Annotated in this window: 22 protein-coding genes and 1 pseudogene; 12 read left to right on the forward strand and 11 right to left on the reverse strand. The window is 57.5% G+C overall.

The window, feature by feature from the left end:
• Positions 1 to 377: 377 nt before the first annotated feature.
• Complete coding sequence (gene gmhB / locus CYR52_RS12245) at positions 378 to 944, reverse strand: D-glycero-beta-D-manno-heptose 1,7-bisphosphate 7-phosphatase (RefSeq protein ID WP_072932392.1); 567 nt, start codon at positions 942 to 944, stop codon at positions 378 to 380.
• 188 nt (positions 945 to 1,132) lie between these two features.
• Here gmhB and metN point away from each other — a divergent pair, with 188 nt between their 5' ends.
• From metN to proS, 6 genes are all read left to right on the forward strand, one after another.
• A complete protein-coding gene (gene metN, locus CYR52_RS12250; RefSeq protein ID WP_101828675.1) occupies positions 1,133 to 2,164 on the forward strand; it encodes a methionine ABC transporter ATP-binding protein MetN in 1,032 nt (343 codons plus the stop codon).
• On the forward strand, positions 2,157 to 2,810 hold the full coding sequence (locus tag CYR52_RS12255) for a methionine ABC transporter permease MetI (RefSeq protein WP_072932396.1): 654 nt from the start codon (positions 2,157 to 2,159) through the stop codon (positions 2,808 to 2,810). Before metN ends, CYR52_RS12255 begins: the two co-directional genes overlap by 8 nt.
• Before the next feature lie 62 nt (positions 2,811 to 2,872).
• Positions 2,873 to 3,688 (forward strand): MetQ/NlpA family lipoprotein, encoded by an 816-nt coding sequence (locus tag CYR52_RS12260; RefSeq protein ID WP_072932407.1) that lies wholly within the window; start codon positions 2,873 to 2,875, stop codon positions 3,686 to 3,688.
• A 113-nt stretch (positions 3,689 to 3,801) separates the two neighbouring features.
• Positions 3,802 to 4,209, forward strand: a complete 408-nt coding sequence (gene rcsF / locus CYR52_RS12265) for an Rcs stress response system protein RcsF (protein WP_072932409.1) — start codon at positions 3,802 to 3,804, stop codon at positions 4,207 to 4,209.
• The gene (gene tsaA, locus CYR52_RS12270; protein ID WP_072932411.1) at positions 4,206 to 4,913 is read left to right on the forward strand and encodes a tRNA (N6-threonylcarbamoyladenosine(37)-N6)-methyltransferase TrmO; all 708 of its coding nucleotides are present in this window, start codon (positions 4,206 to 4,208) and stop codon (positions 4,911 to 4,913) included. The genes rcsF and tsaA overlap by 4 nt, the downstream gene beginning before the upstream one ends.
• Positions 4,914 to 5,034: 121 nt before the next feature.
• Positions 5,035 to 6,753, forward strand: coding sequence for a proline--tRNA ligase (gene proS, locus CYR52_RS12275; protein ID WP_072932413.1), 1,719 nt, complete (start codon positions 5,035 to 5,037; stop codon positions 6,751 to 6,753).
• A 67-nt stretch (positions 6,754 to 6,820) separates the two neighbouring features.
• Here proS and nlpE read toward each other — a convergent pair whose 3' ends face one another.
• From nlpE to CYR52_RS12290, 3 genes are read right to left on the reverse strand one after another with little or no spacing between them, the layout of a single operon-like run.
• Positions 6,821 to 7,513 (reverse strand): envelope stress response activation lipoprotein NlpE, encoded by a 693-nt coding sequence (gene nlpE, locus CYR52_RS12280; RefSeq protein WP_072932415.1) that lies wholly within the window; start codon positions 7,511 to 7,513, stop codon positions 6,821 to 6,823.
• Positions 7,514 to 7,563: 50 nt separating this feature from the next.
• The gene (gene arfB, locus CYR52_RS12285) at positions 7,564 to 7,983 is read right to left on the reverse strand and encodes an alternative ribosome rescue aminoacyl-tRNA hydrolase ArfB (RefSeq protein WP_072932417.1); all 420 of its coding nucleotides are present in this window, start codon (positions 7,981 to 7,983) and stop codon (positions 7,564 to 7,566) included.
• Positions 7,984 to 8,529: a YaeQ family protein gene (locus CYR52_RS12290; protein WP_072932419.1), complete on the reverse strand. Its 546-nt coding sequence runs from the start codon at positions 8,527 to 8,529 to the stop codon at positions 7,984 to 7,986.
• A 225-nt stretch (positions 8,530 to 8,754) separates the two neighbouring features.
• On the opposite strand from CYR52_RS12290, the gene CYR52_RS12295 reads away from it, so the two are divergent.
• Complete coding sequence (locus tag CYR52_RS12295) at positions 8,755 to 8,955, forward strand: YaeP family protein (RefSeq protein ID WP_072932421.1); 201 nt, start codon at positions 8,755 to 8,757, stop codon at positions 8,953 to 8,955.
• Positions 8,942 to 9,202, forward strand: coding sequence for a Rho-binding antiterminator (gene rof, locus CYR52_RS12300; protein ID WP_072932423.1), 261 nt, complete (start codon positions 8,942 to 8,944; stop codon positions 9,200 to 9,202). The genes CYR52_RS12295 and rof overlap by 14 nt, the downstream gene beginning before the upstream one ends.
• A 60-nt stretch (positions 9,203 to 9,262) precedes the next feature.
• Here rof and CYR52_RS12305 read toward each other — a convergent pair whose 3' ends face one another.
• Genes CYR52_RS12305 through CYR52_RS12315 form a run of 3 tightly spaced genes read right to left on the reverse strand, consistent with a single transcriptional unit; the run spans position 9,263 to position 11,418 of the window.
• Positions 9,263 to 9,574: a c-type cytochrome gene (locus tag CYR52_RS12305; RefSeq protein WP_101828676.1), complete on the reverse strand. Its 312-nt coding sequence runs from the start codon at positions 9,572 to 9,574 to the stop codon at positions 9,263 to 9,265.
• Entirely contained in the window at positions 9,574 to 10,923 is a 1,350-nt protein-coding gene (gene tilS / locus CYR52_RS12310) for a tRNA lysidine(34) synthetase TilS (protein ID WP_101828677.1), read from the reverse strand. The genes CYR52_RS12305 and tilS overlap by 1 nt, the downstream gene beginning before the upstream one ends.
• 51 nt (positions 10,924 to 10,974) lie before the next feature.
• A complete protein-coding gene (locus tag CYR52_RS12315) occupies positions 10,975 to 11,418 on the reverse strand; it encodes a VOC family protein (protein ID WP_072932430.1) in 444 nt (147 codons plus the stop codon).
• 302 nt (positions 11,419 to 11,720) lie between these two features.
• Here CYR52_RS12315 and CYR52_RS12320 point away from each other — a divergent pair, with 302 nt between their 5' ends.
• From CYR52_RS12320 to CYR52_RS12330, 3 genes and pseudogenes are all read left to right on the forward strand, one after another.
• A complete protein-coding gene (locus tag CYR52_RS12320; RefSeq protein ID WP_072932610.1) occupies positions 11,721 to 12,440 on the forward strand; it encodes a (Fe-S)-binding protein in 720 nt (239 codons plus the stop codon).
• A 9-nt stretch (positions 12,441 to 12,449) separates the two neighbouring features.
• A pseudogene (locus tag CYR52_RS12325) lies at positions 12,450 to 13,875 on the forward strand (LutB/LldF family L-lactate oxidation iron-sulfur protein); the annotation flags it as partial.
• Complete coding sequence (locus CYR52_RS12330; RefSeq protein ID WP_101828678.1) at positions 13,871 to 14,575, forward strand: LutC/YkgG family protein; 705 nt, start codon at positions 13,871 to 13,873, stop codon at positions 14,573 to 14,575. The pseudogene CYR52_RS12325 and the gene CYR52_RS12330, both read left to right, overlap by 5 nt.
• A gap of 1 nt (position 14,576) precedes the next feature.
• On the opposite strand, the gene CYR52_RS12335 is transcribed toward CYR52_RS12330, so the two are convergent.
• On the reverse strand, positions 14,577 to 16,745 hold the full coding sequence (locus tag CYR52_RS12335; RefSeq protein WP_072932437.1) for a lysine decarboxylase LdcC: 2,169 nt from the start codon (positions 16,743 to 16,745) through the stop codon (positions 14,577 to 14,579).
• A 142-nt stretch (positions 16,746 to 16,887) separates the two neighbouring features.
• On the reverse strand, positions 16,888 to 18,711 hold the full coding sequence (locus tag CYR52_RS12340) for a chitinase (protein ID WP_101828698.1): 1,824 nt from the start codon (positions 18,709 to 18,711) through the stop codon (positions 16,888 to 16,890).
• Between the two features lie 120 nt (positions 18,712 to 18,831).
• Here CYR52_RS12340 and CYR52_RS22420 point away from each other — a divergent pair, with 120 nt between their 5' ends.
• Positions 18,832 to 19,017, forward strand: coding sequence for a hypothetical protein (locus CYR52_RS22420; RefSeq protein WP_146001247.1), 186 nt, complete (start codon positions 18,832 to 18,834; stop codon positions 19,015 to 19,017).
• A gap of 4 nt (positions 19,018 to 19,021) precedes the next feature.
• On the opposite strand, the gene accA is transcribed toward CYR52_RS22420, so the two are convergent.
• Complete coding sequence (accA, locus tag CYR52_RS12345) at positions 19,022 to 19,981, reverse strand: acetyl-CoA carboxylase carboxyl transferase subunit alpha (RefSeq protein WP_072932451.1); 960 nt, start codon at positions 19,979 to 19,981, stop codon at positions 19,022 to 19,024.
• Positions 19,982 to 19,993: 12 nt separating this feature from the next.
• Positions 19,994 to 23,476, reverse strand: coding sequence for a DNA polymerase III subunit alpha (gene dnaE / locus CYR52_RS12350; protein ID WP_101828679.1), 3,483 nt, complete (start codon positions 23,474 to 23,476; stop codon positions 19,994 to 19,996).
• Positions 23,477 to 23,520: the final 44 nt, after the last annotated feature.

A 23,520-nucleotide genomic window follows, 5' to 3' on the forward strand; every position in this document is an offset into this window, starting at 1 on the left:
TCATTCGGGAAAGTGCTGGTGGAACAGCCGTTGATGCGGCAGGTACTGGCGCGGCTGGCCTTAAGCCTTAATATTTTGTGCATCCGAAGATGCTTGATATTGTCTTGTGAGTGCCCACACAGATTGTCTGATAAATTGTTAAAGAGCAGTGAGTTACGCGCTTTCGCTTGCTAACTCGAGGTGGCGTATATTACGCTTTCCTCTTTCAGAGTCAACCTCTTTTTCAGAAGTTTTTTCTCTTGTTTCTCTCTTCCCGGCCGCTTGTGAAGTGAATCACTTGCGCCGTGTCGATGGAGGCGCATTATAGGGAGCTGGCTCAGGATGGCAAGCAAATATCTTCACTTTTATTCTACATGCTCTCTTTTCAAGCAACATGTTTAGCTTTTACGCTTTTTAATCGCTTCCGGCAGATCAGCCAGGCTATTTAACACCCAGTCTGCCTGTTTTTCACCCTCAGCCGTCACCGGCTTGCCGCTTCTGACCAGAACTTTGGTCCCTACCCCTGCCGCCAGCCCGGCCAACATATCTTCCGGTTTGTCCCCTACCATATAAGAAGCGGCCATATCGATATTAAGCTCTTGCTGTGCAGATAACAGCATACCTGGCTGTGGCTTACGGCAATCACACGCCTGGCGGTACGCCTCGACACTGCCTTCAGGGTGGTGCGGGCAGAAATAGATGCCGTCCAGATCCACCTCGCGGTCTGCCAGTGACCAATCCATCCATTCGGTCAGCTGCATGAACTGATCTTCTGTGAATATCCCACGGGCAATACCTGACTGGTTGGTCACGACCACCAGTGCAAACCCCATCTTTTTGAGGGCCTGACAGGCTTCAATCACGCCCTCTATAAATTGAAAGTTATCGATCTCGTGAACGTATCCATGATCAACATTTAATGTACCGTCACGGTCGAGGAAAATAGCTGGAACTTGTTGTGCCACGTTTTTGCTCCTGATGGCTGGAAAACCCGGCCAGTATCGCATGTTTTTATCGGGTGAGAGAGTACCGGGACGCTGCAATCTGCGTTGACTTAGACGTCTAGACACCTTAACATCCGCCCACGCTCTGACATCCTATGCCGGAGCCACTTTTATCAAGCCACAGGCAACCGCGATAAAATAAGAAGAACATGATTAAACTTTCCAACATTACTAAAGTGTTTCAGCAGGGGTCGCGTACCATTAATGCGCTCGATGATGTGACACTTCACGTCCCTGCCGGACAGATCTATGGTGTCATCGGTGCCTCAGGTGCCGGTAAAAGCACCCTTATCCGCTGCGTTAACCTGCTGGAGCGCCCAACCCGTGGGCAGGTTCTGGTAGACGGTACGGATCTCACCACGCTTTCCGAAAGTCAGCTGGTGCGCGCCCGCCGCCAGATTGGCATGATCTTCCAGCACTTTAACCTGCTCTCATCCCGCACTGTCGCCGGTAACGTCGCCCTGCCGCTGGAGCTGGACAACCAACCCGCGACGGAAATTAAACGCCGCGTCGCTGAATTGCTGGATCTGGTCGGGCTGGCTGACAAGCATGACGCTTACCCGGCAAACCTTTCCGGCGGCCAGAAACAGCGCGTGGCGATCGCCAGGGCGCTGGCCAGTAACCCTAAAGTCCTGCTGTGTGACGAAGCCACCAGCGCACTGGACCCGGCCACCACCCGCGCCATTCTGGAATTATTGAAAGACATCAACCGCCGTCTCGGCCTGACGATTTTGCTGATTACCCATGAAATGGACGTCGTGAAACGCATCTGTGATCAGGTCGCCGTGATCAGCGGCGGCAAGCTGATTGAGCAGGATAAAGTCAGCGAAATGTTCTCTCATCCAAAAACGCCGCTGGCCCAGGCCTTTATTCAGTCTACCCTGCACCTGGATATCCCGGATGATTATGCCGAGCGCATGATCCCGGAGCCGGCTGCCGGCCGCGTGCCGTTATTGCGGCTGGAGTTCACCGGTCAGTCGGTGGATGCGCCATTGCTGTCGGAAGCGGTACGCCGTTTCAACATCAATAACAATATTATCAGTGCCCAGATGGATTATGCCGGTGGCGTCAAGTTCGGCATTATGCTGACTGAACTGCATGGCGATGAATCTTCCACCCTGGCGGCGATTCAGTTCCTGAAGGAACATCATGTGAAAGTTGAGGTTCTTGGTTATGTCTGAGGCAATGATGTGGTTATTAGGCCGCGGCGTCTGGGAAACCCTGATGATGACCTTCGTCTCCGGTTTCTTTGGTTTTGTGCTGGGTCTGCCGGTGGGCGTGCTGCTCTATATTACCCGCCCCGGCCAAATCAGCGACAACCCGAGCCTTTATCGGGTGCTGTCAGCCCTGGTCAATATTTTCCGATCGATTCCTTTTATCATCCTGCTGGTCTGGATGATTCCCTTCACGCGCATTATTGTCGGCACCTCGATCGGCTTGCAGGCGGCAATTGTGCCGCTGACCGTGGGGGCCGCACCCTTTATTGCACGGATGGTGGAAAACGCCCTGTTGGAAATCCCGACCGGCCTGATTGAAGCGGCACGCGCGATGGGCGCCACCCCAATGCAAATCATCAAGAAGATTTTGTTGCCGGAGGCCCTGCCGGGCCTGGTGAATGCCGCCACCATTACGCTCATCACGCTGGTAGGCTACTCTGCAATGGGCGGCGCAGTCGGTGCCGGGGGCCTGGGGCAGATTGGTTATCAGTATGGTTATATCGGCTATGATGCTACGGTGATGAACACGGTATTAATCTTACTGGTGCTGCTGGTTTACCTGATTCAGCTTTGCGGTGACCGCATTGTTAAAGCCGTCACACATAAATAACGGTCGTCATAATAGCGCCCTGCGGGGCGTATAATTAATATCCGTCTATAGAGGAAAAGGATATGGCTTTTAAATTTAAATCTCTCGCGGTCGTGGGTGCACTTTTAGGGTCGCTGGCGCTGGCTGGGTGTGGTCAGGAAGAGAAAGATCCGAACCATATTAAAGTCGGGGTAATTGTCGGTGCTGAACAGCAGGTGGCAGAAGCGGCACAAAAAGTAGCGAAAGAGAAATATGGCCTGGATGTCGAGCTGGTCACGTTCAATGATTATGTGCTGCCGAACGAAGCCCTGAGCAAAGGCGACATCGATGTGAACGCCTTCCAGCACAAACCGTATCTGGATCAACAAATCAAAGATCGCGGCTACAAACTGGTGCCGGTCGGCAATACCTTTGTGTACCCGATTGCCGGTTACTCCAAAAAAATCAAATCCCTGGCTGAGCTGCAAAACGGCTCCCAGATCGCCCTGCCGAACGACCCGACCAACCTGGGCCGCTCCCTGCTGCTGCTGCAGAAACAGGGTCTGATCAAACTGAAAGAGGGTGTGGGCCTGCTGCCGACCGTACTGGACGTGGTAGAGAACCCGAAACAGCTGAAACTGGTTGAACTGGAAGCCCCGCAGCTGCCGCGTTCCCTGGATGACCAGCAGATTGCGCTGGCGATCATCAATACCACGTACGCCAGCCAGATCGGCCTGACGCCGGCGAAAGACGGTATCTTTGTCGAAGACAAAGACTCGCCTTACGTCAACATGCTCGTTTCCCGCGAAGACAATAAAGACGCAGAAAACGTGAAGAAATTCGTTCAGGCGTACCAGTCGGCTGAAGTCGACGAAGCGGCGAATAAAATCTTCAACGGCGGTGCAGTAAAAGGCTGGTAACTCCCCTGTTGCCGATTTTTACAGGATATCTCTGAGACGGGCTGCGGCCCGTCTTGTTATTTGCGCGATAGATTGTTTCAATAACGCCACTTTTTTATAGCAGAGGAACTCCCATGCGCGCTTTACCTCTCTGTTTGCTGGCGCTGCTGCTTGCAGGATGCACCACTACGCCGACGCCCCCGCCGGCTTCCGCTAACAAACCGATTTTCTCTTCACCTAAACCGGCCCGCCCCAAACCCGCTGTTCCGCATGCTGCACCGGTAAAACTGTATAACAGTGCCGAAGATCTGGTCGCCCAACCGTTCCGCGATCTGGGTGCCGTCTCCGGCGAATCCTGCCAGGCGACGGCGCAATCCGCCCCGCCCAACATCGCCACCGCCCGTAAAAAAATGCAGATCCGCGCCTCTACAATGAAGGCTAACGCGGTGCTGGTGCATAAGTGTGAGATCGTCAGCGGCACCGCAGGCTGTTATCAGCAGGCTGTTTGCCAGGGCACCGCGCTGGACGTCACCTTTAAATGACCCATTTCAGCTTTCAGCAGATCGGGGTGATCCGCTCGCCGTATAAAGAGAAATTTGCCGTTCCCCGTCAGCCGGGGCTGGTTGAGGATGGCGGCGGTGAGTTGCACCTGTTGCCCCCTTATAATCAGCCGGAAGCGGTGCGTGGGCTGGAGGCGTTCAGCCATCTCTGGGTGATGTTTATCTTTCACCAGACAATGGAAGGCGGCTGGCGGCCGACGGTGCGTCCGCCGCGTCTGGGCGGCAATGCCCGTATGGGTGTCTTTGCCACCCGTTCCACCTTCCGCCCCAACCCGCTGGGCATGTCGCTGATTGAGCTGAAAGGCATCCGGCAGCAGGGTAATGCGCTCATCTTGCAACTCGGCAGCCTGGATTTGGTTGACGGCACACCGGTCGTGGACATCAAACCCTATCTGCCGTTCGCTGAAAGCCACCCTGAGGCACGCGCCGGTTTTGCCCAATCCGCACCGGCGGCGGATATGCCGGTGCGCTTCTGTGCTTATGCCGAGCAGCAGTTGCAGGCCGAATACCGCGCGTATCCCCAGTTACGTCGTTTTATTACGCAGGTACTGGCCCAGGACCCACGCCCGGCCTACCGTAAAGGGGATGACGAAGATCGTGATTATGCGGTACACCTGCTGGCGTTTAATGTCCGCTGGCGGGTGCAGCAAAATGAGACGGAAGTCCTCAGCCTCGACAGGGTGTAATTTTCTTACCGCTCTCTTTTGCGCAAGCCCGCGGCACTGGTAAACTAAGTGACTTTTCATATTTTGGCCGCCCTCCCGGCAGCCTGATGCAATTTGCTGTTCTAATTGGAACCACTACATCATGCGTACTAGTCAATACCTGCTCTCCACCCTGAAGGAGACCCCAGCCGACGCAGAGGTCATCAGCCACCAGCTGATGCTGCGCGCCGGGATGATTCGCAAGCTGGCCTCCGGGTTATACACCTGGCTGCCGACGGGCCTGCGCGTTCTGAAAAAAGTCGAAAACATCGTGCGCGAAGAGATGAACAACGCCAACGCAATCGAAGTGTCGATGCCGGTGGTACAGCCTGCGGACTTGTGGCAGGAGAGCGGCCGCTGGGAGCAGTACGGCCCGGAATTGCTGCGCCTGGTTGACCGTGGCGATCGCCCGTTCGTGCTCGGCCCGACGCATGAAGAAGTGATTACCGATCTGATCCGTAACGAAATCAGCTCTTATAAACAACTGCCGCTGAATTTCTTCCAGATCCAGACCAAATTCCGTGATGAAGTCCGCCCGCGTTTTGGCGTGATGCGCTCACGTGAATTCCTGATGAAAGATGCGTACTCCTTCCACACCACGCAGGAATCCTTGCAGGAAACCTACGAGGCGATGTACGCCGCGTACAGCAAAATCTTTACCCGCATGGGCCTCGACTTCCGTGCCGTTCAGGCAGACACCGGCTCCATCGGCGGCAGCGCCTCGCATGAGTTCCAGGTGCTGGCCTCCAGCGGTGAAGACGATATCGTCTTCGCGACCGGCTCCGACTATGCCGCCAACATTGAGCTGGCAGAAGCCGTGGCCCCTAAAGCGGAGCGCGACGCGCCTGCTGAAGAGATGCGTGAAATTGACACGCCGGATGCCAAAACCATCGCGGAACTGGTAGAGCAATTTAACCAGCCGATTGAGAAAACCGTGAAAACCCTGCTGGTGCATGCCCGTGAAGAGAGCGGCCATAAACTGGTGGCATTGCTGGTACGCGGTGACCATGAGCTGAACGAAATTAAAGCAGAGAAAGTGCCGTTAGTGGCCGTTCCGCTGACTTTCGCCACCGAAGCGGAAATCCGCGAGCTGGTGGGCGCAGGCCCAGGTTCACTGGGGCCGGTTAACCTGCCGGTGCCGGTGGTGGCTGACCGCGCCGTCGCCGTGATGAGCGACTTCAGCGCCGGTGCCAACCGTGACGGCAAGCACCTGTTCGGCATTAACTGGGAGCGTGACGTCGCGCTGCCGCAGGTCGCTGACATCCGTAACGTCAAAGAGGGTGATATTAGCCCGGACGGCCAGGGTACGCTGCTGATCAAACGCGGTATCGAAGTGGGTCACATCTTCCAGCTCGGCACCAAGTACTCTGAAGCCATGAACGCCACCGTACAGGGCGAAGATGGCCGTAACCAGACCATGACCATGGGCTGCTACGGTATCGGGGTCACACGCGTGGTGGCAGCTGCCATTGAGCAGAACCATGACGAGCGCGGCATCATCTGGCCGGACGCTATCGCGCCGTTCCAGGTTGCCATCTTGCCGATGAACATGCACAAATCTTTCCGGGTGAAAGAAGTGGCAGAAGCGCTGTATACCACCCTGCGTTCACAGGGCGTGGATGTCATCCTGGACGATCGCAAAGAGCGTCCGGGCGTGATGTTCGCGGATATGGAGCTGATTGGTGTGCCGCATACTATCGTCATCGGCGATCGTAACCTGGATGCCGAAGAGGTGGAGTATAAAAACCGCCGCTCCGGTGAGAAGCAGATGCTCAAAACCGCCGAGATGGCTGATTTCCTGCTGAGCCAGATCCCGCGCTGAGCCAGGCTGATGCCCTGATAAAAAACGCCCTTACCGGGCGTTTTTTTATGCGTTTTTTCAGCGGCTGTCAGTCACAGCGCTTACCGGGGCGGAACTGCGGTGAGCTGTCCGGCACCAGCGCGCGTTGCGGCTCGCCGCCTGATACAGCGGGTTGCAGGACGTAATGCCCCTCCAGCGTCAGGAATACCGGCTCTGCCTCCTGATCGTCGCCGCGTAACTTACGGAATGCACGTTCCAGATCCGTCTGGTGTTCTACCGGATAGCTTTTGTCCGTCGTGCAGTCATGGAATATCGCTTTGCCCGCCTGCTGCCGGAACATACCGCTCATGGTCATCGGCGTGGCAGGCAGCGGTGCCGTGACCGGCTGTAAGGTGTAATTGAACGCTGATGAGATCGGCGTGCCGTTACGGTCGAGCATTTCCAAACTCTTCTCATGCGCGCGGAAATAGCGCTTTTCGCCGTCGCGCGAGGTCAGTACCAGTTTGTCAGCGGTACGCGCCCAGCGGCCATACGCCGCGAAAACCCGTTTCTCTGTGTCACGGCTCTCCTCACCGGTGTAGCGCTCCTGCAACACATAGGTACCGTCTTCCGCCAGAAACAGGGAGGTGTCAATCCCACTGCAATCTGCACACGGCAACAGGCCGCGATAGCTCTGCGCCATCGGCTGCAACGCCTGCTCCTGCGCGTGGAACGCACGGTGGCAGCCAAACAGGGAAAGCGCCCCCAATGAAAACAGCAGCGCCAGGGTTATTTTTTTCACAATGCTCTCCTGCTGTGTGCATCTTCCTGGTTGAGGTTAACGTGCCCGCTTCAGGCCTGGCGGACCTTTCCGCGCAGGGCTTTGGTGGACGCTTTACGGCTTTTGCCTTCCAGCCGCCGCACTTTGGAGGCTTTGGTCGGCCGGGTGGGACGGCGTACCTTTTCGACGACGACTGCCTGCTGGATCAGGGCCGCCAGCCGGCTTAACGCGGCCTCACGGTTCATCTCCTGGCTGCGGTACTCCTGCGCTTTGATAATCACCACCCCTTCCGCCGTAATCAGATGGTGGGTCATCGCCAGCAGCCGTTCCTGGTAAAACGGCGGCAGGCTGGAGGCGCGGATATCAAAACGCAGGTGAATCGCGGTGGAGGTTTTGTTCACATTCTGCCCGCCCGCCCCCTGCGCACGGATCGCCGTCAGTTCTATCTCGTGGTCGGGCAGGGTCACGCTGTTTGAAATGAATAACGCCACTTAGCTCGCCTGTTGCCATTCGGTGAAATGAATCTCCAGGTTGGTCTGCGCATCAGACAACCATAGGGTGCCTTCCTGAAGCGTAGCCTGTAAATCCATGTTCCGGTTAGCTAATCCTGCGAGCCTGGCCATCTGTGCATCATCCAGGAAACGGACGCTAAGATTGCGTAACGCCTGCGCTTTCGGTGCCATTTGGGCCCACCAGACGTTGGCGGCACGTTCGCCATAGGCGTAAAGCACCACGCGTGGGGACTGGTTGCAGGCTTTTTTCAGCCGTTTTTCATCCGGCAGGCCCAGCTCCACCCACAGTTCCAGGCCGTTATGGTCATTGCGTTGCCAGAGTTCCGGCTCCCCTTCTGCACTCAGGCCGCGGGTAAAGTGCAGCCGTTCGTCCGCGTGGCAAATCCAGGCCAGCAGGCGCAGCATCATGCGCTGTTCCGTTTCGGAAGGATGCTGGGCAACGGTCAGGTTGGCGTCATAGAAAAAATTGCGGTCCATGTCGGCAATGTTTATCGCCGCTTTATAAATTGTGGCTTTGAGCGCCATGTTCACCTCTCACGTTAAGGGCCACAGTGTACTTGAAAGCGAGGGGCATCGGCCAGTGATGCCCGGCCGCGCTAAATGCCTGATACCCGATGAAAGCCGGGCCGGAGCGCTGAACTCTCTGCGGTGCCTGTGCTATAGTCGTTAGATAATGAACGTTTATCTTCATAGGACAATCGGCACGCCAGGCGTGTATCCTATCGGGATAAGCGCTCTGGGGAGGATATTGTGCGACAATATTGCGAGTTAGTACGCCGGTTTTATGCTGAGATCGGCAGCGGTGATCTTGGCTATGTGCCCGATGCGCTGGGCTGTGTGTTGCAAACATTGGACGAAGTCGCCGCGAACCCGGCACTTCCGTCCTCCGTTAGGGACCAGGCGGCTTTTGCCGCCGCTAACTTATTGGTGAGCGATTATGTCGATGAATGATGAGTATCAACCCATCAATTGTGATGACTACGATAATCTTGAGCTCGCCTGTCAGAAGCATTATGTATTGACGCTGAAGATGCGAAGCGGAGAGATTGTGGAAGGCAAGGCAAGCGATCTGATTTCACGCAAGCGCGTGGAGTATCTGGTGATCGAAGAGGCCGGCAGCACGCGGGACGTGCGGCTGGATTACATTGCCAGCTTCAGCCACCCGGAACTGGGCACCGTTGAGGTCAGCATCGACTGACAACATCCGGGGTAACAAGGGCAGCCTGTGGCTGCCCTTTTTTATGCCCGCGATCCGGCTTCAGGGTTTTTGCGCTGCATAATAAGCCGCCAGATCGCTGATATCTTGATCTGACAGATCGGCCGCGTAACCGCTCATGATCGCCGCCTGCCCGGCACTGCGATCGCCGCTTTTATAGGCGTGCAACGCGGCTTCAAGATAGTCCTGCTGCTGCCCGGCCAGATTCGGGTAAATCGGCGCGGAGGCCTTGCCGTCCTGCCCGTGGCACGCCATACAGGCCACCGCCTTTTCTTTCCCTGCCGCACTGTTGCCTGCCGCCAGCACCGGCCCGCTCAGCCCGCACGCCAGCATGATTGTCACTGCCCACTTCATCATTGTTCCTTACTCATGCCATTGCCCGGCTTCTGCCAGGTCACACGCCAGCCGGGTTGACCGGCGCCCGCTGCGCCTTCGCGCGTCACAAAGACGCCGGGCGCGGCAATCAGCTGCTCGCCATAGAAGATTAACGGCGTCCGGTTGCGCTCCCAGGGGGGAATGGCCAGCTCCTGCCAGAGTTTTTTAATCTGCCGGGAGTGCGGGCGGCCGACAATATAAAATGCGCCCTCCGCATAAAAGCGTACGGTGACGGTTTCATCCGGCCGCGCCCGGCGGATCCACTGCGCTTTCCCGGCGGTAAACTGCTCTGTGACATGCAGGCTGCCCACGCCATCCGGCAACGTCAGCGCACACGGGGGTTCCCAGGCCAGCACCTCATGGTCGATCTCCTGCATCACCGGCAGCAGGTAGAGCCGCTGACGGAAACGCCGCACCGACCCACCGCCCAGTTGCAGTTGTGGCTCTGCATCGGCACGGCTCTCCGCGACTTCACGCCACAACCGCTGAAGCTGCTCACGGGCCGGCATCGGCATACCGTGGCGCGCCATCCAGCGGCGCAACAGCGCGGCGCGTTTCGCCTCTGACATCGTCCGCAGCGCCTCAATCGCCAGGGATCCCTGTGCGTCAAGCAGCGACGTCAGCGTCTCCTCCAGCAATTCATCCAGCAGGGCTTCCTGCTCGCCGCACAGGGCGGCACTGCGGCTGGTGGCCGCGGCGAAATGCGGCCAGCGCTGGTGCAACACCGGCAGCACCTGCCGCCGCAGGAAATTGCGGTCAAAGCGGTCATCCTGGTTGCTGTCGTCATCAATCCAGCTCAGACCCTGCTCATCGGCATACCCTTCCAGCTCCTGGCGGGACACATCCAGCAGCGGGCGCACCAGCTGGTGGCCGTGGAACGCCGTGGCACTTTTCATGGCAGACAGCCCGGCCGGGCCGCTGCCGCGCTTCAGCGCCAGCAGAAAGGTTTCACATTGGTCATCAAGATGCTGGGCGGTCAGCAGCGTTTCACCCGCCTGCAACGTGGAAGCCAGCGCCTGATAGCGGGCGTCACGCGCCGCGGCTTCCACCCCGCCCTGCCGGGGATCGGGCGTAACACGAAGGAGGGTCAGCGGGATCTGCCATTGTGCGCACAGCGCCTCACAGTGGGCAGCCCAGTCGTCAGCAAAGCGGCTCAGGCCGTGATGGATATGTACCGCCCGCAGTGACAGGTCGCGCCCGCCAAGGCGCAGCGTCACCAGCAGGTGCAGCAGGACGGTGGAGTCCAGCCCGCCGCTGAAGGCGACACAGCAGGCGCGGCTGTCGCCAAGTTGGGTATTCAGGTGGGATAACAGTGTTTCATCATTCATAGCAGTGGGTTTTCCTGCGCCTCACTCGTTCATGAGGCGCACGTTACCCACTCAGGCGCCGGCAGGCAAGCGCTCAATGGTCGCTTCGTCTTCATTGGCGGCCGGGCGCACCTCATACAGTTCCAGCGGCAAGCCGTCCGGGTCACTGAAGAAGGTGAATCGCTGGCCGGTCAGGGGATCGATGCGCACCGGCTCACAGGTCACGCCGGACTGCGCCAGCGAATCCACTGCCTCGGCGATGTTTTCCACACTGAACGCCAGGTGGCGCAAGCCGCATGACTCCGGGCGGCTGGGGCGCGCCGGTGGCTGAGGGAAGGAGAACAGCTCAATGGTATAGACACCGTTCAGCGCCAGATCGCCTTTCCAGGAGTCGCGCTCTTCACGGTAAAACTCCCCCAGCAGGTGGAAACCCAGCACATCACAATAGAACTGTTTACTCACCTGATAATTGCTGCTGATGATGGCGATATGGTGCACCTGGCGTAATTTAAGCATTCCTCACTCCTTATGATTCTCGTTCTATTTCGCATGACCCCGCACGTTAGCGGCCGCGCCGGGGAGCGTCAATGCGGTTACTCTGAGAAAGCCCGAAATTCCCGCCGACGGACAGAAACAGACAATGCAAATGTTAAATATTTGTTTAATTTCACGCTACCCACAGTAAAAAGGTTGAGCGCACCGCCACTTCTGCCTGCCCGGACATAAAGTGTTCACGCCTTGCTGTATATGCCTTTTACTATGGAAACAGGACAAAAGGCGCAGATCTTTTCTGCCTACTGCAATGCGGGAGCATGTCGATGAAAGTTAACTTTTATGTAACCTGTATTGGCGACGCGATCAAAGCCAACATGGCCAAAAAAAGTGTGTTGCTGCTGGAAAAGCTGGGATGCGAGGTGCTTTTCCCGGAACGCCAGGCGTGCTGCGGCCAGCCGGCCATCAACGGCGGCTATGTCAAAGACGCCAAACCGGCGATGAAATCCCTGATTACCGCCTTTGAGGAGAACGACTACCCGATCATCTCCCCGGCCGGTTCCTGTACCTATGCGATCAAAAGTTATGCCGGTTACCTGGCCGATGAGCCGGACTGGGCGCGGCGTGCGCAGGCGGTCGGCGACCGGATGCAGGATCTGACCTCCTTTATTGTGAATACCCTGGGGCTGAGCGATGTCGGTGCGCGGCTGCCCGGCCGGGCGGTTTACCACCCATCGTGCAGCCTGTTCCGCAAACTGGGGGTGAAAGAGGAGCCGCTGACGCTGCTGCGCCACGTCGCGGGGCTGGAACTGCTGCCGATCCGCAACCAGGAAACCTGTTGCGGTTTTGGCGGCACCTTCTCGGTGAAAATGGCGGAAATCTCCGGCGAAATGGTGAAAGAGAAAGTGGTGCATATGATGGACGTCCGGCCCGATTACCTGATTGGCGCGGACGCCAGTTGCCTGATCAACATCGGCGGCCGCCTGCACCGTGAACGGCAGCCGGTGAAAGTGCTGCATATTGCTGAAGTCCTGATGAGCCGCTGAGGAGCCGCTATGTCGATGAAAACCAGTGCGGTGGCCTTTAAACCGCGCATCAAAATTCAGATGCAGGACAGCGTAATGCGCAATGCCGTGGCGATGGCGCAAGAGCGTATCGGCACCAACCGGCAGATCATGGTCGAGGAGCTGGGAAACTGGGAAGCGTGGCGCGACCGCGCAGAACAGATCCGCAACCATGTGCTGGAAAACCTGGATGCCTATCTCTACCAGCTGTCAGAAAAAGTCACGGAAAACGGCGGTCATGTCTATTTTGCCCGCACCAAAGAGGAGGCTACCGCTTATATCAGTGAGGTGGCGGCCCGTAAGCAGGCCAAAAAAGTGGTGAAGTCGAAGTCGATGGTCACGGAAGAGATCGGGATGAATGCCGTGTTGCAGCAACAGGGCATTGAGGTGATTGAAACGGACCTCGGTGAATATATTTTACAGCTTGATGAGGATCCGCCGTCGCACATCGTGGTGCCGGCGATCCACAAAGATCGCTTCCAGATCCGCGATGTGCTCCACAACAAGCTGGGCTATGAAGGCCCGGAAACGCCTGAGGCGATGACGCTGTTTATCCGCGAAAAAATCCGTGAGCATTTCCTGACGGCGGACATCGGCATCACCGGCTGTAACTTTGCGGTGGCGGAAACCGGCTCAATTTGCCTGGTCACCAATGAAGGCAATGCACGCCTCAGCACCACGCTGCCGAAGACGCATATCGCCGTGATGGGCATGGAGCGCATTGCGCCGACCTTTGAAGAGGTCGATGTGCTGATCACCCTGCTCTGCCGCAGCGCCGTGGGGTCACGCCTCACCAGTTACAATACCTGGCTGACCGGCCCGCGCGAAGCGGGGCACCTCGACGGGCCGGAGGAGTTCCATCTGGTGATTGTGGACAACGGCCGCTCGCAGGTGCTGGGCTCCGAGTTCCGCGATATTCTGCGCTGCATCCGTTGCGGTGCCTGTATGAACACCTGCCCGGCTTACCGCCACATCGGCGGCCACAGTTACGGCTCGATCTATCCCGGCCCCATCGGTTCGGTGCTGTCGCCGCTGCTGGGGGGATATGAGGATTTCAAGGATCTGCCCTACGCCTGTTCACTCTGCTCGGCCTGTAATCAGGTCTGCCCGGTAAAAATCCCGCTGGCACAATTGCACCTGAAACACCGGCAGCACATGGCCGAACAGGGCATGACGCCGAAAGCCGAACAGCGTATTACCCGGCTGTTCAACTATGCCAACGCCCGCCCCGGCGTGTGGAAAGTCGGCATGAAGATCGGTGCCAAAGCGGCCGGCTGGCTGATTAAAGACGGCAAAGCCCCATTCAGCCCGGCGGCGATCGGCGAATGGACCCAGGCGCGTGACCTGCCGGATGCCGACGGCGAGAGTTTCCGCAGCTGGTTTAAACGCCATCAGGCCACAGGAGAAGAGTAATGCTGACCCCACAGAACCGTCACGACTTCCTGGAGGAGATCGCCCGCCAGCTCGGGCGCCCGCTGCGCCGCGAGCCGCCTGCCCCGCCGCCGCCGGTCAGCAATTTTGCCGCGTCGCGCCTGACGGAGCTGACGCAAGAAGAGCTGTGCGTCGCGTTTTCCGTTTATGCGCGGGACGTGCTGAAAGTCAATTGTTGCCGCGTCAGCGAGGATCAGCTGATCCCTGCGGTGCTGGCACTGTGTGAGGAGTATGGCCGGTCGCCGGTGATCGTCAGCGGTGACCTTCGTTTACAGGCATTGGGCGTGACGCAGGCGCTGCAACAGCAACTCGGCGCAACCGTCTGGCAACCGGATGCCGGGGCTGAAAATCTGACGCGCGCCGAACAGGCCCAGGTCGGGGTGGTGTATGCCGAAGCGGGGCTGACCGAGTCCGGCAGCGTGGTCTTGTTCTCCGCACCGGATCGCGGCCGCGCCGTGAGTCTGTTGCCCACCGCCTCCATTTTTGTGCTGCGCAAAAGCACCATTCTGCCGCGGGTGGCCCAACTGGCGCAGCAACTGCACCAGCGGGCGCAACGCGGCGAACGGATGCCGAGCTGCATTAACCTGATTGCCGGGCCGAGCTCCACTGCCGATATTGAGCTGATCAAAGTGGTGGGCGTGCACGGGCCGGTGCACGCCGCCTATGTGATCATTGAGGATTGCTGAGTCACGCGGTACGCAGCTTGTTCTCTTCGCTGTCGCCGGTTTTCAGCACGTTGACCAGGTAACGGCCATCCTCGGTAAGTTTCGCACCGTGGATGTCCGTTTCAAAGCCCGGATAGTGCTGCCCGATGGAACAGAGCATCAGCAGGAAATCCAGCACGGCGCGGCTCTCCCCGGTGATCATCTCACCGGGCATGACCACCGGCACGCCCGGCGGGTATGGCAGGATCATGCTGGCTGAGACTTTGCCCACCATCTCGCTCAGTTCGCACACTTCCACATTGCCCTTCACCTGCTGCTGGAACATCTCATACGGCGTCATTTTCATCTCCGGCAGCACATCAAACGCTTTCAGCATCAGCTGTGGCAGATCATGTTTGACGATCAGGTTATGGATGCCTTTGGCCAGATCCTGAATGCGCATGTTGTGGTAGAAATCCGGGTCTTCCGCATAGAGATCCGGCAGCATATTGCGCACCCGCAGGTTAAGGTCAAAGGCGCGCTTGAACTCTGTCAGCCCGCGTAGCAGGCTGAGCGCCTTGGTTTTATCGATGCCGATACTGAACAGGAACAGCAGGTTATAGGGGCCGGTTTTCTCTACCACCACGCCGCGCTCGTCCAGGAACTTGGCCACCAGCGCCGCCGGAATGCCGGAGGCTTCCAGGTTGCCCTGCTCGTCCATGCCCGGCGTCAGGATGGTGACTTTGATCGGGTCAAGGTACATATGCTCCGGGTCGGTGGCCCCGAAACCGTGCCAGTTATCGTCCGGGTTCAGCGGCCAGCATTCAGCCTCGCTGATGTTCTCCGGCTGCCAGACGTCAAAGAACCAGCTGTCGGACTCCTGACGCAACCGCTGGATCTCATGGCGGAAATGGAGTGCGCGCTCAACCGAGCGGTTAATCAGCCGCCGCCCCGGGTTACCGCGCAACATCGCCGCGGCCGTTTCCATCGAGGCCACAATGCTGTAGTTCGGCGACGTGGTGGTGTGCATCATGTAGGCTTCGTTGAACGTCTCCTCCCGGTATTCGCCTTTGATATGAATCATCGACGCCTGCGAAAAGGCGGCCAGCAGCTTATGCGTTGACTGGGTTTCATAGATGACCTTGCCGGGGATGCGCTCGCCGCTCATGCCGCTTTTGCCGGCATAGATCGGGTGGAAATTGGTGTAAGGCACCCAGGCCGAGTCAAAGTGGATCGACGGCACATCCAGCTCCTGCTTGATGTAGTCGGTGTTATAGAGCAGGCCGTCATAGGTTGAGTTGGTGATCACCGCATGTACCGGCCAGCCGGCATTGGGGGTGTTCGCCACTTTCTGCGCAATACTTTCACGGCTGAACTCCCGGCGCGGAATGCCGCCCAGAATGCCATAGGCGTTACGTACCGGGCGCAGGTAAATCGGGATGATGTTGGTCATCATCATCAGGTGCGCCAGCGATTTATGGCAGTTGCGGTCAATCAATACCGTGCTGCCGGCGGGCGCGGCGTACATCCCGACAATCTTATTCGCCGTTGAGGTGCCGTTGGTCACCATATAGCTCTGTTCCGCATTGAACGTGCGGGCAATGTACTCTTCCGCCTCCAGATGCGGCCCGGTATGGTCAAGCAGCGAGCCCAGCTCCGTCACGGAGATGGAGACATCCGCTTTCAGGGTATTGGCCCCAAAAAAGTCGTAGAACAGCGTGCCCACCGGGCTTTTCTGGAACGCGGTGCCGCCCATATGGCCGGGGGTGCAGAAGGTGTATTTCCCCTCTTTGACATAGTTAAACAGCGCCTTCGTCAGCGGCGGCGTGATCGCATCGCGGTATTCGTCGGTATATTGCTGGATGCGCTGGGCGATATCTTCAGCCGCATCCAGGGCATACTCGAAGAAGTAGAGCACCATGCGCATCTCATTGAGGGTGACGTCCAGCGAAGAGTGGGTGTTGATAAAGGCGTAGAGCGGCAGGTATTCGTTGAGCTCGTTGATCTCAGTACACAGCTCCATGCTGTATTGATCCCAATCGAAAATGACGCCGCAGATCCGCGCGTTGTGCTCAATCAGTTTCAGCAGGTCAGCCGCATTCTGCGGGTAAACCAGCTTGAATCCGCGCCGGGTCAGGGCTTCATCCAGCTCACGCATCGGCTCATCTTTATAGTAAGCCGCGGCCGGCGAGAGAATGGCGATGATATTCATGCAATGATCCTTATTGGTTTTCGGCGTGCCCTTTATTGAAACATAGCAAAACAGCTGGCGTTACGCCTGCCGTCCGAAAACCCTTCCCTATAAAAATGGGCGGGTTACCCCGCCCATTGCATCCTGGTGTCAAGCACACCGCTTATTTACAGCTTTTAATCAATTTCCATTGTGACCAATCACCGGTGAAGTCCGGATTCCCTGGTTCATTATTTTGAGTCCAATAGTTGGCGCGGTACTCATTACCTTTCCAGACCACGCTCTCGCCACCGTAATAGACTTTGTCTTGCTCCCAGGAGTTGGTGCAACCGGTGGTGGTGTCAGGAATTGGCGCTTTTTTCGGTGACACTTTCAGCTCATAACGCGCCACGCTGCTGGTTTTGCCGTCTGACACGGTCAGGGTGAACTTATACGTCGAGTCCAGAGTGACCACCGGGGCGACAAAGCTCAGGCTGTTTCTGTCAGTCAGGCTTCTGCCGTTCGGCAGCAACCAGTGATAGCTCAGGGTATCGCCGTCAGCGTCATGGGATTCCCCCGCATTCAGCGTGACATTTGCCTGGCTTTCCACTGTCCCGATGGGGCCGGAGATGACGGCCACCGGGGCACTGTTTTCCGGCACCACCGGTGTCGGCTGCGGAGCAGGCGTCGGCTGTGGCGCAGGTGTTGGCTGTGGAGCCGGTTGCGGAGCGGGTGTCGGCTGTGGCGCGGGTGTCGGTTGCGGCACGGTGCCGCCCTCGCCCGGTGCACCCTCAATTTTCACATTGAAGTTATGTTCGACGCAGCGGACATAGTCCCCCTCTTTGAATGCCGTAAACGGTGTCTGGTATCCCACCAGTTTACAGGCGTAGGTTTTGCCGTCCGGTGTATCGGCGCTCCACCCCCAGTCCTGTTCCCAGTAAATCGGCAAGGCACCTGCGCCGCCTTCATCAAACTGTTTCATGTTGGCGCAGCCCAGCACCTCATCTGCCGGCACCGGCACTTTCAGGTATTCCGCTTCACTTTTGTAGTAAGAGATACGGTTCAGCCCCTGGGCGATATCCTGTGGCCCGCCGCACTCCACCCCGCCGTTGATGATTTGAATGGAAGTCCCAAAGCCGGGGACCAGGCCGTTGGCTTTATCATGATCGTTCGGTACCCAGGTGCCGTCGATCACGTGCAACATGCTCGGTTTCGGCGGTTGCGGGTATACAAAGAAGAACACCGCACTGGCCAGGTTCAGCCAGGTGTCCGCCACCAGGTCCGGGCGGTCAAGCAGGGTGCGGACGGTGCCGTACATCGCATCGGAGAACGGCCCATAGTTATAGTTATAGGAGAGCTGTTTGGCACCGCGGCCAAAGTAACTGAGGAAGTTCCCCTCGGCATCTTTACCGCATGGCCAGGTCTGGCCTTGCCACACATCCGGGTTACATTCGCCGTTATAGCCACCCAGCTGGCCTTCGGCCCAGCCCATTTCACGCAGCCAGACTAACCCCTGCCGCCACTCAGCTTCCGGTCGCCAGCTTTCATGGCCGCCGGTTTCCTGGGCAAAGTGCGCGAACATGGTCGCCAGGACTTTACGGCAAATGGCTTCGGAATCGCGGCCGTCAGTATACGTACCGCATACCGCCGGGAATTTTCCCAGGGCTTTTAAGAAATTGCTGTAGCTATATTCCGGCGCCCGCAATGGGAAAATATATTCCCAATCCTTATTGGTTAATATTTTCTCAACCCGTTTTACGTTTTCTGGATTAGACGGTTTTCCCGGTTCAATGGCTTCAACGACACTATTATCCAGCGTGCGGATCGATTCTTTTACTTTCAGCATCAGTGGATCGGTCGTCATTTCTTTTTCTTTTTTAACTAAGTCACTGTATTGCACTACATAAGGCTCAGAGGACTTGGTTTCTGCCGCCTGTAGCGGCAAGAAAGCACACAGCCCCAGTGAAAGCGCAATAGAATTCAGCGCTATATTTTGTGTGGATGTCATCGTCATAGTTAACCCCTTGAAGGATAAATAGCGGCCACTACGCTAATGTTTACCATCGCATTAACCGCCGTAAATATTCCGCGAACGCGAAACACCTTCAGCATAAATAGGGTTAATCAAGTGACAAACTCAATTCATCTCAATGGTAAACATGATGAATTAAAAAACAGGGAAATAAAGAACAGTGAAAGGGAAAATAATAAAAAGAGAGTAATTGCCGGAATGAGTGATAAAAAATCATGCTCACTTTCTGACGCCGGTAATAAAAAAGCCCGCCCTTTTACAAGGGCGGGCTGTCTGCGTTGACGTATCAGCAGTAACCGTAGGTCATCAGCCGCTGGTAGCGGCGATTGCGCAGTTCTTCTTCATTCAGCACGTCGAGGTCGCTGAGGTCGGCCAGCAGCTGAGCTTTCAGGGAAGCCGCCACCGCCGGGATGTCACGGTGCGCGCCGCCCAGCGGCTCCGGGATCACGGAGTCAATCAGCTTCAGCTCTTTCAGGCGCGGGGCGATGATGCCCATCGCGTCGGCGGCCAGCGGGGCTTTATCGGCGCTTTTCCACAGGATAGAGGCGCAACCTTCCGGCGAGATAACCGAGTAGGTGCTGTACTCCAGCATGTTCACCTTGTCACCTACGCCAATCGCCAGTGCGCCGCCGGAGCCACCTTCGCCGATCACGGTACAGATAACCGGGACGTTCAGGCGCGACATTTCACGCAGGTTGCGGGCAATCGCTTCTGACTGGCCACGCTCTTCTGCCCCCACGCCTGGGTAGGCACCTGGGGTGTCGATGAAGGTAATGATCGGCAGCTTGAAGCGTTCGGCCATTTCCATCAGGCGCAGCGCCTTACGGTAACCTTCCGGGGCCGGCATACCAAAGTTACGGCGGATCTTCTCTTTGGTTTCACGGCCTTTCTGATGACCAATAATCATCACCGGGCGGCCATCCAGGCGGGCAATACCGCCTACAATGGCTTTGTCATCAGCGTAAGCGCGGTCGCCGGCTAACTCGTCAAACTCTGTGAAAATATGTTCGATATAATCCAGCGTGTAGGGACGGCGCGGATGGCGCGCCAGCTGGGCAATCTGCCAGGCCCCCAGATCGGAGAAGATTTTGCGGGTCAATTCCACGCTTTTCTCACGCAGGCGCTGAACCTCTTCGTCCAGATTAATATCTAATTTTTCGTCTTGACGACTGACTGCAGTCAGCGAGTCAATTTTCGCTTCAAGCTCCGCAATCGGCTGTTCAAAATCAAGAAAATTCAGACTCATAGTATTCCTATATTAGTCAAATTCCAGTTCCACCTGCTCATTACCGACCAAGGTACGCAAATCCAGCAGTAAACGATCGGTCGGCGTGACGCGCCAGGTTGCACCAAAGCGCAGCCGTGCGCGTGCATCTTCGCGCTGATAATACAGATGCACTGGAATCGTCCCCGATCGATGGGGTTCCAACGACTGACGGAGACGGTTCAAAAGCTGGTCATCAATTTGCCTGTCAGTCAGCGAGATAGCAAGCCCGCGAGCATATTTTTCCCGGGCTTCACTGATGTCCATGAGTTCACGGGCCGTCATTTTAAGGCCGCCGCTGAAGTCATCAAAGCTGACCTGTCCGGTGGCAATCAGGATACGGTCTTTTTCCAGCAAATGCTGGTATTTTTCCAGCGCATCGGTGAACAACATCACCTCCAGACGCCCTGAGCGGTCATCCAGCGTGCAAACCCCGATGCGGTTACCCCGTTTGGTCACCATAACGCGTGATGCCACCACTAATCCTACCGCAGTGGTCATTTTGCCCCGTTCCGTCGGGTGCATATCTTTCAAACGTTGCCCGCCGGCATAACGTTCGATCTCCTTCAGGTATTGCGTGATGGGGTGGCCGGTGAGGTATAACCCCAGCGTCTCACGCTCCCCATCCAGCACTTTCTGTTCCGGCCACGGCGCTACGCTGGCGTAGGACTGCTCCACCTGCTCCGGGGCCTCCGCCAGCACGCCGAACATGTCGACCTGACCAATCGCCTCTGCTTTGGCATGCTGGTCGGCGGCTTTCAGCGCGTCGCCCAGTGAGTGCATCAGCGCGGCGCGGTGCGGCCCGAGGCGGTCAAACGCCCCTGACATAATCAGCTTCTCCAGAATGCGCCGGTTCAGCTTTTTAATGTCGGAACGCGCGCAGAGGTCAAACAGCTCTTTGAAGTAGCCGTCTTTGTTACGCGCCTCAATGATGGCTTCGATCGGCCCTTCCCCGACGCCTTTGATCGCGCCGATGCCATAAACGATCTCACCTTCATCATTAACGTGGAAATGATAGAGGCCGCTGTTGATGTCCGGCGGCAGGATTTTCAGCCCCATGCGCCAGCATTCGTCCACCAGCCCGACCACTTTCTCGGTGTTGTCCATGTCGGCGGTCATCACCGCCGCCATGAACTCCGCCGGATAGTGCGCCTTCAGCCACAATGTCTGGTAAGAGACCAGCGCATAGGCGGCGGAGTGCGATTTGTTAAAGCCATAACCGGCAAATTTCTCTACCAGGTCGAAGATTTTCACCGACAATTCGCCGTCGATGCCGCGTGATTTCGCGCCGTCTTCAAAACCGCCGCGCTGTTTGGCCATTTCGACCGGGTTCTTTTTCCCCATCGCACGGCGCAGCATGTCCGCGCCGCCCAGCGTATAACCGGCCAGCACCTGGGCTATCTGCATCACCTGTTCCTGATACAGGATGATGCCGTAGGTCGGCTCCAGTACCGGCTTCAGGGACTCATGCTGCCACTGGATGTCCGGGTAAGAGATCGCTTCGCGGCCATGCTTACGGTCGATGAAGTTATCTACCATGCCGGATTGCAGCGGGCCGGGGCGGAACAGCGCCACCAGCGCGATCATGTCTTCGAAGCAGTCAGGCTTCAGGCGCTTGATCAGGTCTTTCATGCCGCGCGATTCAAGCTGGAAGACTGCCGTGGTCTCCGAGCGTTGCAGCATGTCGAAACTTTTCTTGTCATCAAGCGGGATAGAGGCGATGTCGATCGGCTCCAGCCCCTGTTTGGCGCGCCGGGCGTTGATCATCTCCAGCGCCCAGTTAATGATGGTCAGTGTGCGCAGGCCAAGGAAGTCAAACTTCACCAGCCCGGCATATTCCACGTCGTTCTTGTCGAACTGGGTAACCGGCTGGTTGCCTTCCGCGTCACAGTAGAGCGGCGCGAAATCGGTGATTTTGGTCGGCGCAATCACCACGCCCCCGGCGTGTTTACCGGCGTTACGCGTTACCCCTTCCAGCTTGCGCGCCATGTCGATCAGCGCACGCACTTCTTCATCGGCGTCGTAGATCTCCGGCAGTTGCGGCTCCGCCGCAAAGGCTTTCTCCAGCGTCATGCCCGGATCGGGCGGCACCAGCTTGGAAATACGATCCACAAAGCCATACGGATGCCCCAGCACCCGGCCCACGTCACGGATAACCGCTTTGGCCGCCATCGTCCCGAAGGTAATAATCTGGGACACCGCGTCACGGCCATACAGCTCCGCCACGTGCTCAATCACCAGATCGCGTTTCTCCATGCAGAAGTCGACGTCGAAGTCGGGCATTGAGACACGTTCCGGGTTGAGGAAGCGCTCGAACAGCAGGTCAAACTCCAGCGGATCGAGATCGGTGATTTTCAGCGCGTAAGCCACCAGTGAACCGGCACCCGACCCACGGCCCGGCCCTACCGGCACCCCGTTGTCTTTCGACCACTGGATAAACTCCATCACGATCAGGAAGTAGCCGGGGAAGCCCATCTGGTTGATCACGTTGAGTTCAACGTCCAGCCGTTCATCATACTCCGGCCGTTTCTGCGCCCGCACCTCAGGGTCAGGGAACAGGAACTCAAGCCGCTCCTCCAGCCCCTCGCGTGATTTCATGACCAGGAAATCTTCGGTGGTCATCTCCCCGGTCGGGAACTGCGGCAGGAAGTATTCGCCCAGGCGGATCGTGACGTTACAGCGCTTGGCAATCTCAACGCTGTTTTCCAGCGCTTCCGGGATGTCGGCAAACAGCTCGCACATCTCCTCTTCGCTGCGCATATATTGCTGGGCGCTGTAGTTACGCGGCCGCTTGGGATCGTCGAGGGTGAAACCGTCATGAATGGCGACGCGGATTTCGTGGGCGTCAAAATCATCGGCCACCAGGAAGCGCACATCGTTGGTAGCCACCACCGGCACGCCGCGCTCGGTCGCCAGCGCAACGGCGGCGTGGAGATAGGCTTCTTCATCCGCCCGCCCGGTGCGGATCAGCTCCAGGTAATAGCGGTTGGGAAAGTGTTCGGCATAAAACGCCAGCGCCTGATCAACCTGCACCTGATTGCCGCGCAGCAGGAATTTACCGACGTCGCCCAGGCGGCCGCCGGAGAGCAGCAACAGCCCCTCTTTCTGCTCTGCCAGCCACTCACGGTCGATAATCGGGCCGGCCGCGCCGTAGCCGCGCTGATAGGCCCGCGAGATAAGCAGAGTGAGGTTTTGGTAACCCTCATTATTCATCGCCAGCACGGTGAGCTGGGCCAGCTCATCGCCCAGTTCGGGACTCTGCACATGGAAATCGGCCCCGATGATCGGTTTGATCCCGGCACCGTGCGCGCTGCCATAAAACTTCACCAGCCCGCAAAGGTTGGTGAAATCCGTGATTGCCAGGGCCGGCATAGCGAGGGCAGCGGCTCGCTTAACCAACGGGCCCACTTTGGCTAGCCCATCGATCATGGAGTAGTCACTGTGTACGCGCAGGTGAACAAAACGAGGTTCGGCCATATCGAAATACCAGAATAGAGTGAATGGAAACCACGCACCGGAAG

It is taken from the genome of Chimaeribacter arupi (assembly GCF_002858805.1).
GTDB lineage: Bacteria > Pseudomonadota > Gammaproteobacteria > Enterobacterales > Enterobacteriaceae > Chimaeribacter > Chimaeribacter arupi.

What these genes read in the sequence shown, in the direction of transcription:
- metN (WP_101828675.1), top strand. Translation starts at nt 1,133, where the DNA reads ATGATTAAACTTTCCAACATTACTAAAGTGTTTCAGCAGGGGTCGCGT.
- CYR52_RS12255 (WP_072932396.1), top strand. Translation starts at nt 2,157, where the DNA reads ATGTCTGAGGCAATGATGTGGTTATTAGGCCGCGGCGTCTGGGAAACC.
- CYR52_RS12260 (WP_072932407.1), top strand. Translation starts at nt 2,873, where the DNA reads ATGGCTTTTAAATTTAAATCTCTCGCGGTCGTGGGTGCACTTTTAGGG.
- rcsF (WP_072932409.1), top strand. Translation starts at nt 3,802, where the DNA reads ATGCGCGCTTTACCTCTCTGTTTGCTGGCGCTGCTGCTTGCAGGATGC.
- tsaA (WP_072932411.1), top strand. Translation starts at nt 4,206, where the DNA reads ATGACCCATTTCAGCTTTCAGCAGATCGGGGTGATCCGCTCGCCGTAT.
- proS (WP_072932413.1), top strand. Translation starts at nt 5,035, where the DNA reads ATGCGTACTAGTCAATACCTGCTCTCCACCCTGAAGGAGACCCCAGCC.
- CYR52_RS12290 (WP_072932419.1), bottom strand. Translation starts at nt 8,529, where the DNA reads ATGGCGCTCAAAGCCACAATTTATAAAGCGGCGATAAACATTGCCGAC.
- rof (WP_072932423.1), top strand. Translation starts at nt 8,942, where the DNA reads ATGTCGATGAATGATGAGTATCAACCCATCAATTGTGATGACTACGAT.
- CYR52_RS12305 (WP_101828676.1), bottom strand. Translation starts at nt 9,574, where the DNA reads ATGAAGTGGGCAGTGACAATCATGCTGGCGTGCGGGCTGAGCGGGCCG.
- tilS (WP_101828677.1), bottom strand. Translation starts at nt 10,923, where the DNA reads ATGAATGATGAAACACTGTTATCCCACCTGAATACCCAACTTGGCGAC.
- CYR52_RS12315 (WP_072932430.1), bottom strand. Translation starts at nt 11,418, where the DNA reads ATGCTTAAATTACGCCAGGTGCACCATATCGCCATCATCAGCAGCAAT.
- CYR52_RS12320 (WP_072932610.1), top strand. Translation starts at nt 11,721, where the DNA reads ATGAAAGTTAACTTTTATGTAACCTGTATTGGCGACGCGATCAAAGCC.
- CYR52_RS12330 (WP_101828678.1), top strand. Translation starts at nt 13,871, where the DNA reads ATGCTGACCCCACAGAACCGTCACGACTTCCTGGAGGAGATCGCCCGC.
- CYR52_RS12335 (WP_072932437.1), bottom strand. Translation starts at nt 16,745, where the DNA reads ATGAATATCATCGCCATTCTCTCGCCGGCCGCGGCTTACTATAAAGAT.
- CYR52_RS12340 (WP_101828698.1), bottom strand. Translation starts at nt 18,711, where the DNA reads ATGACATCCACACAAAATATAGCGCTGAATTCTATTGCGCTTTCACTG.
- accA (WP_072932451.1), bottom strand. Translation starts at nt 19,981, where the DNA reads ATGAGTCTGAATTTTCTTGATTTTGAACAGCCGATTGCGGAGCTTGAA.
- dnaE (WP_101828679.1), bottom strand. Translation starts at nt 23,476, where the DNA reads ATGGCCGAACCTCGTTTTGTTCACCTGCGCGTACACAGTGACTACTCC.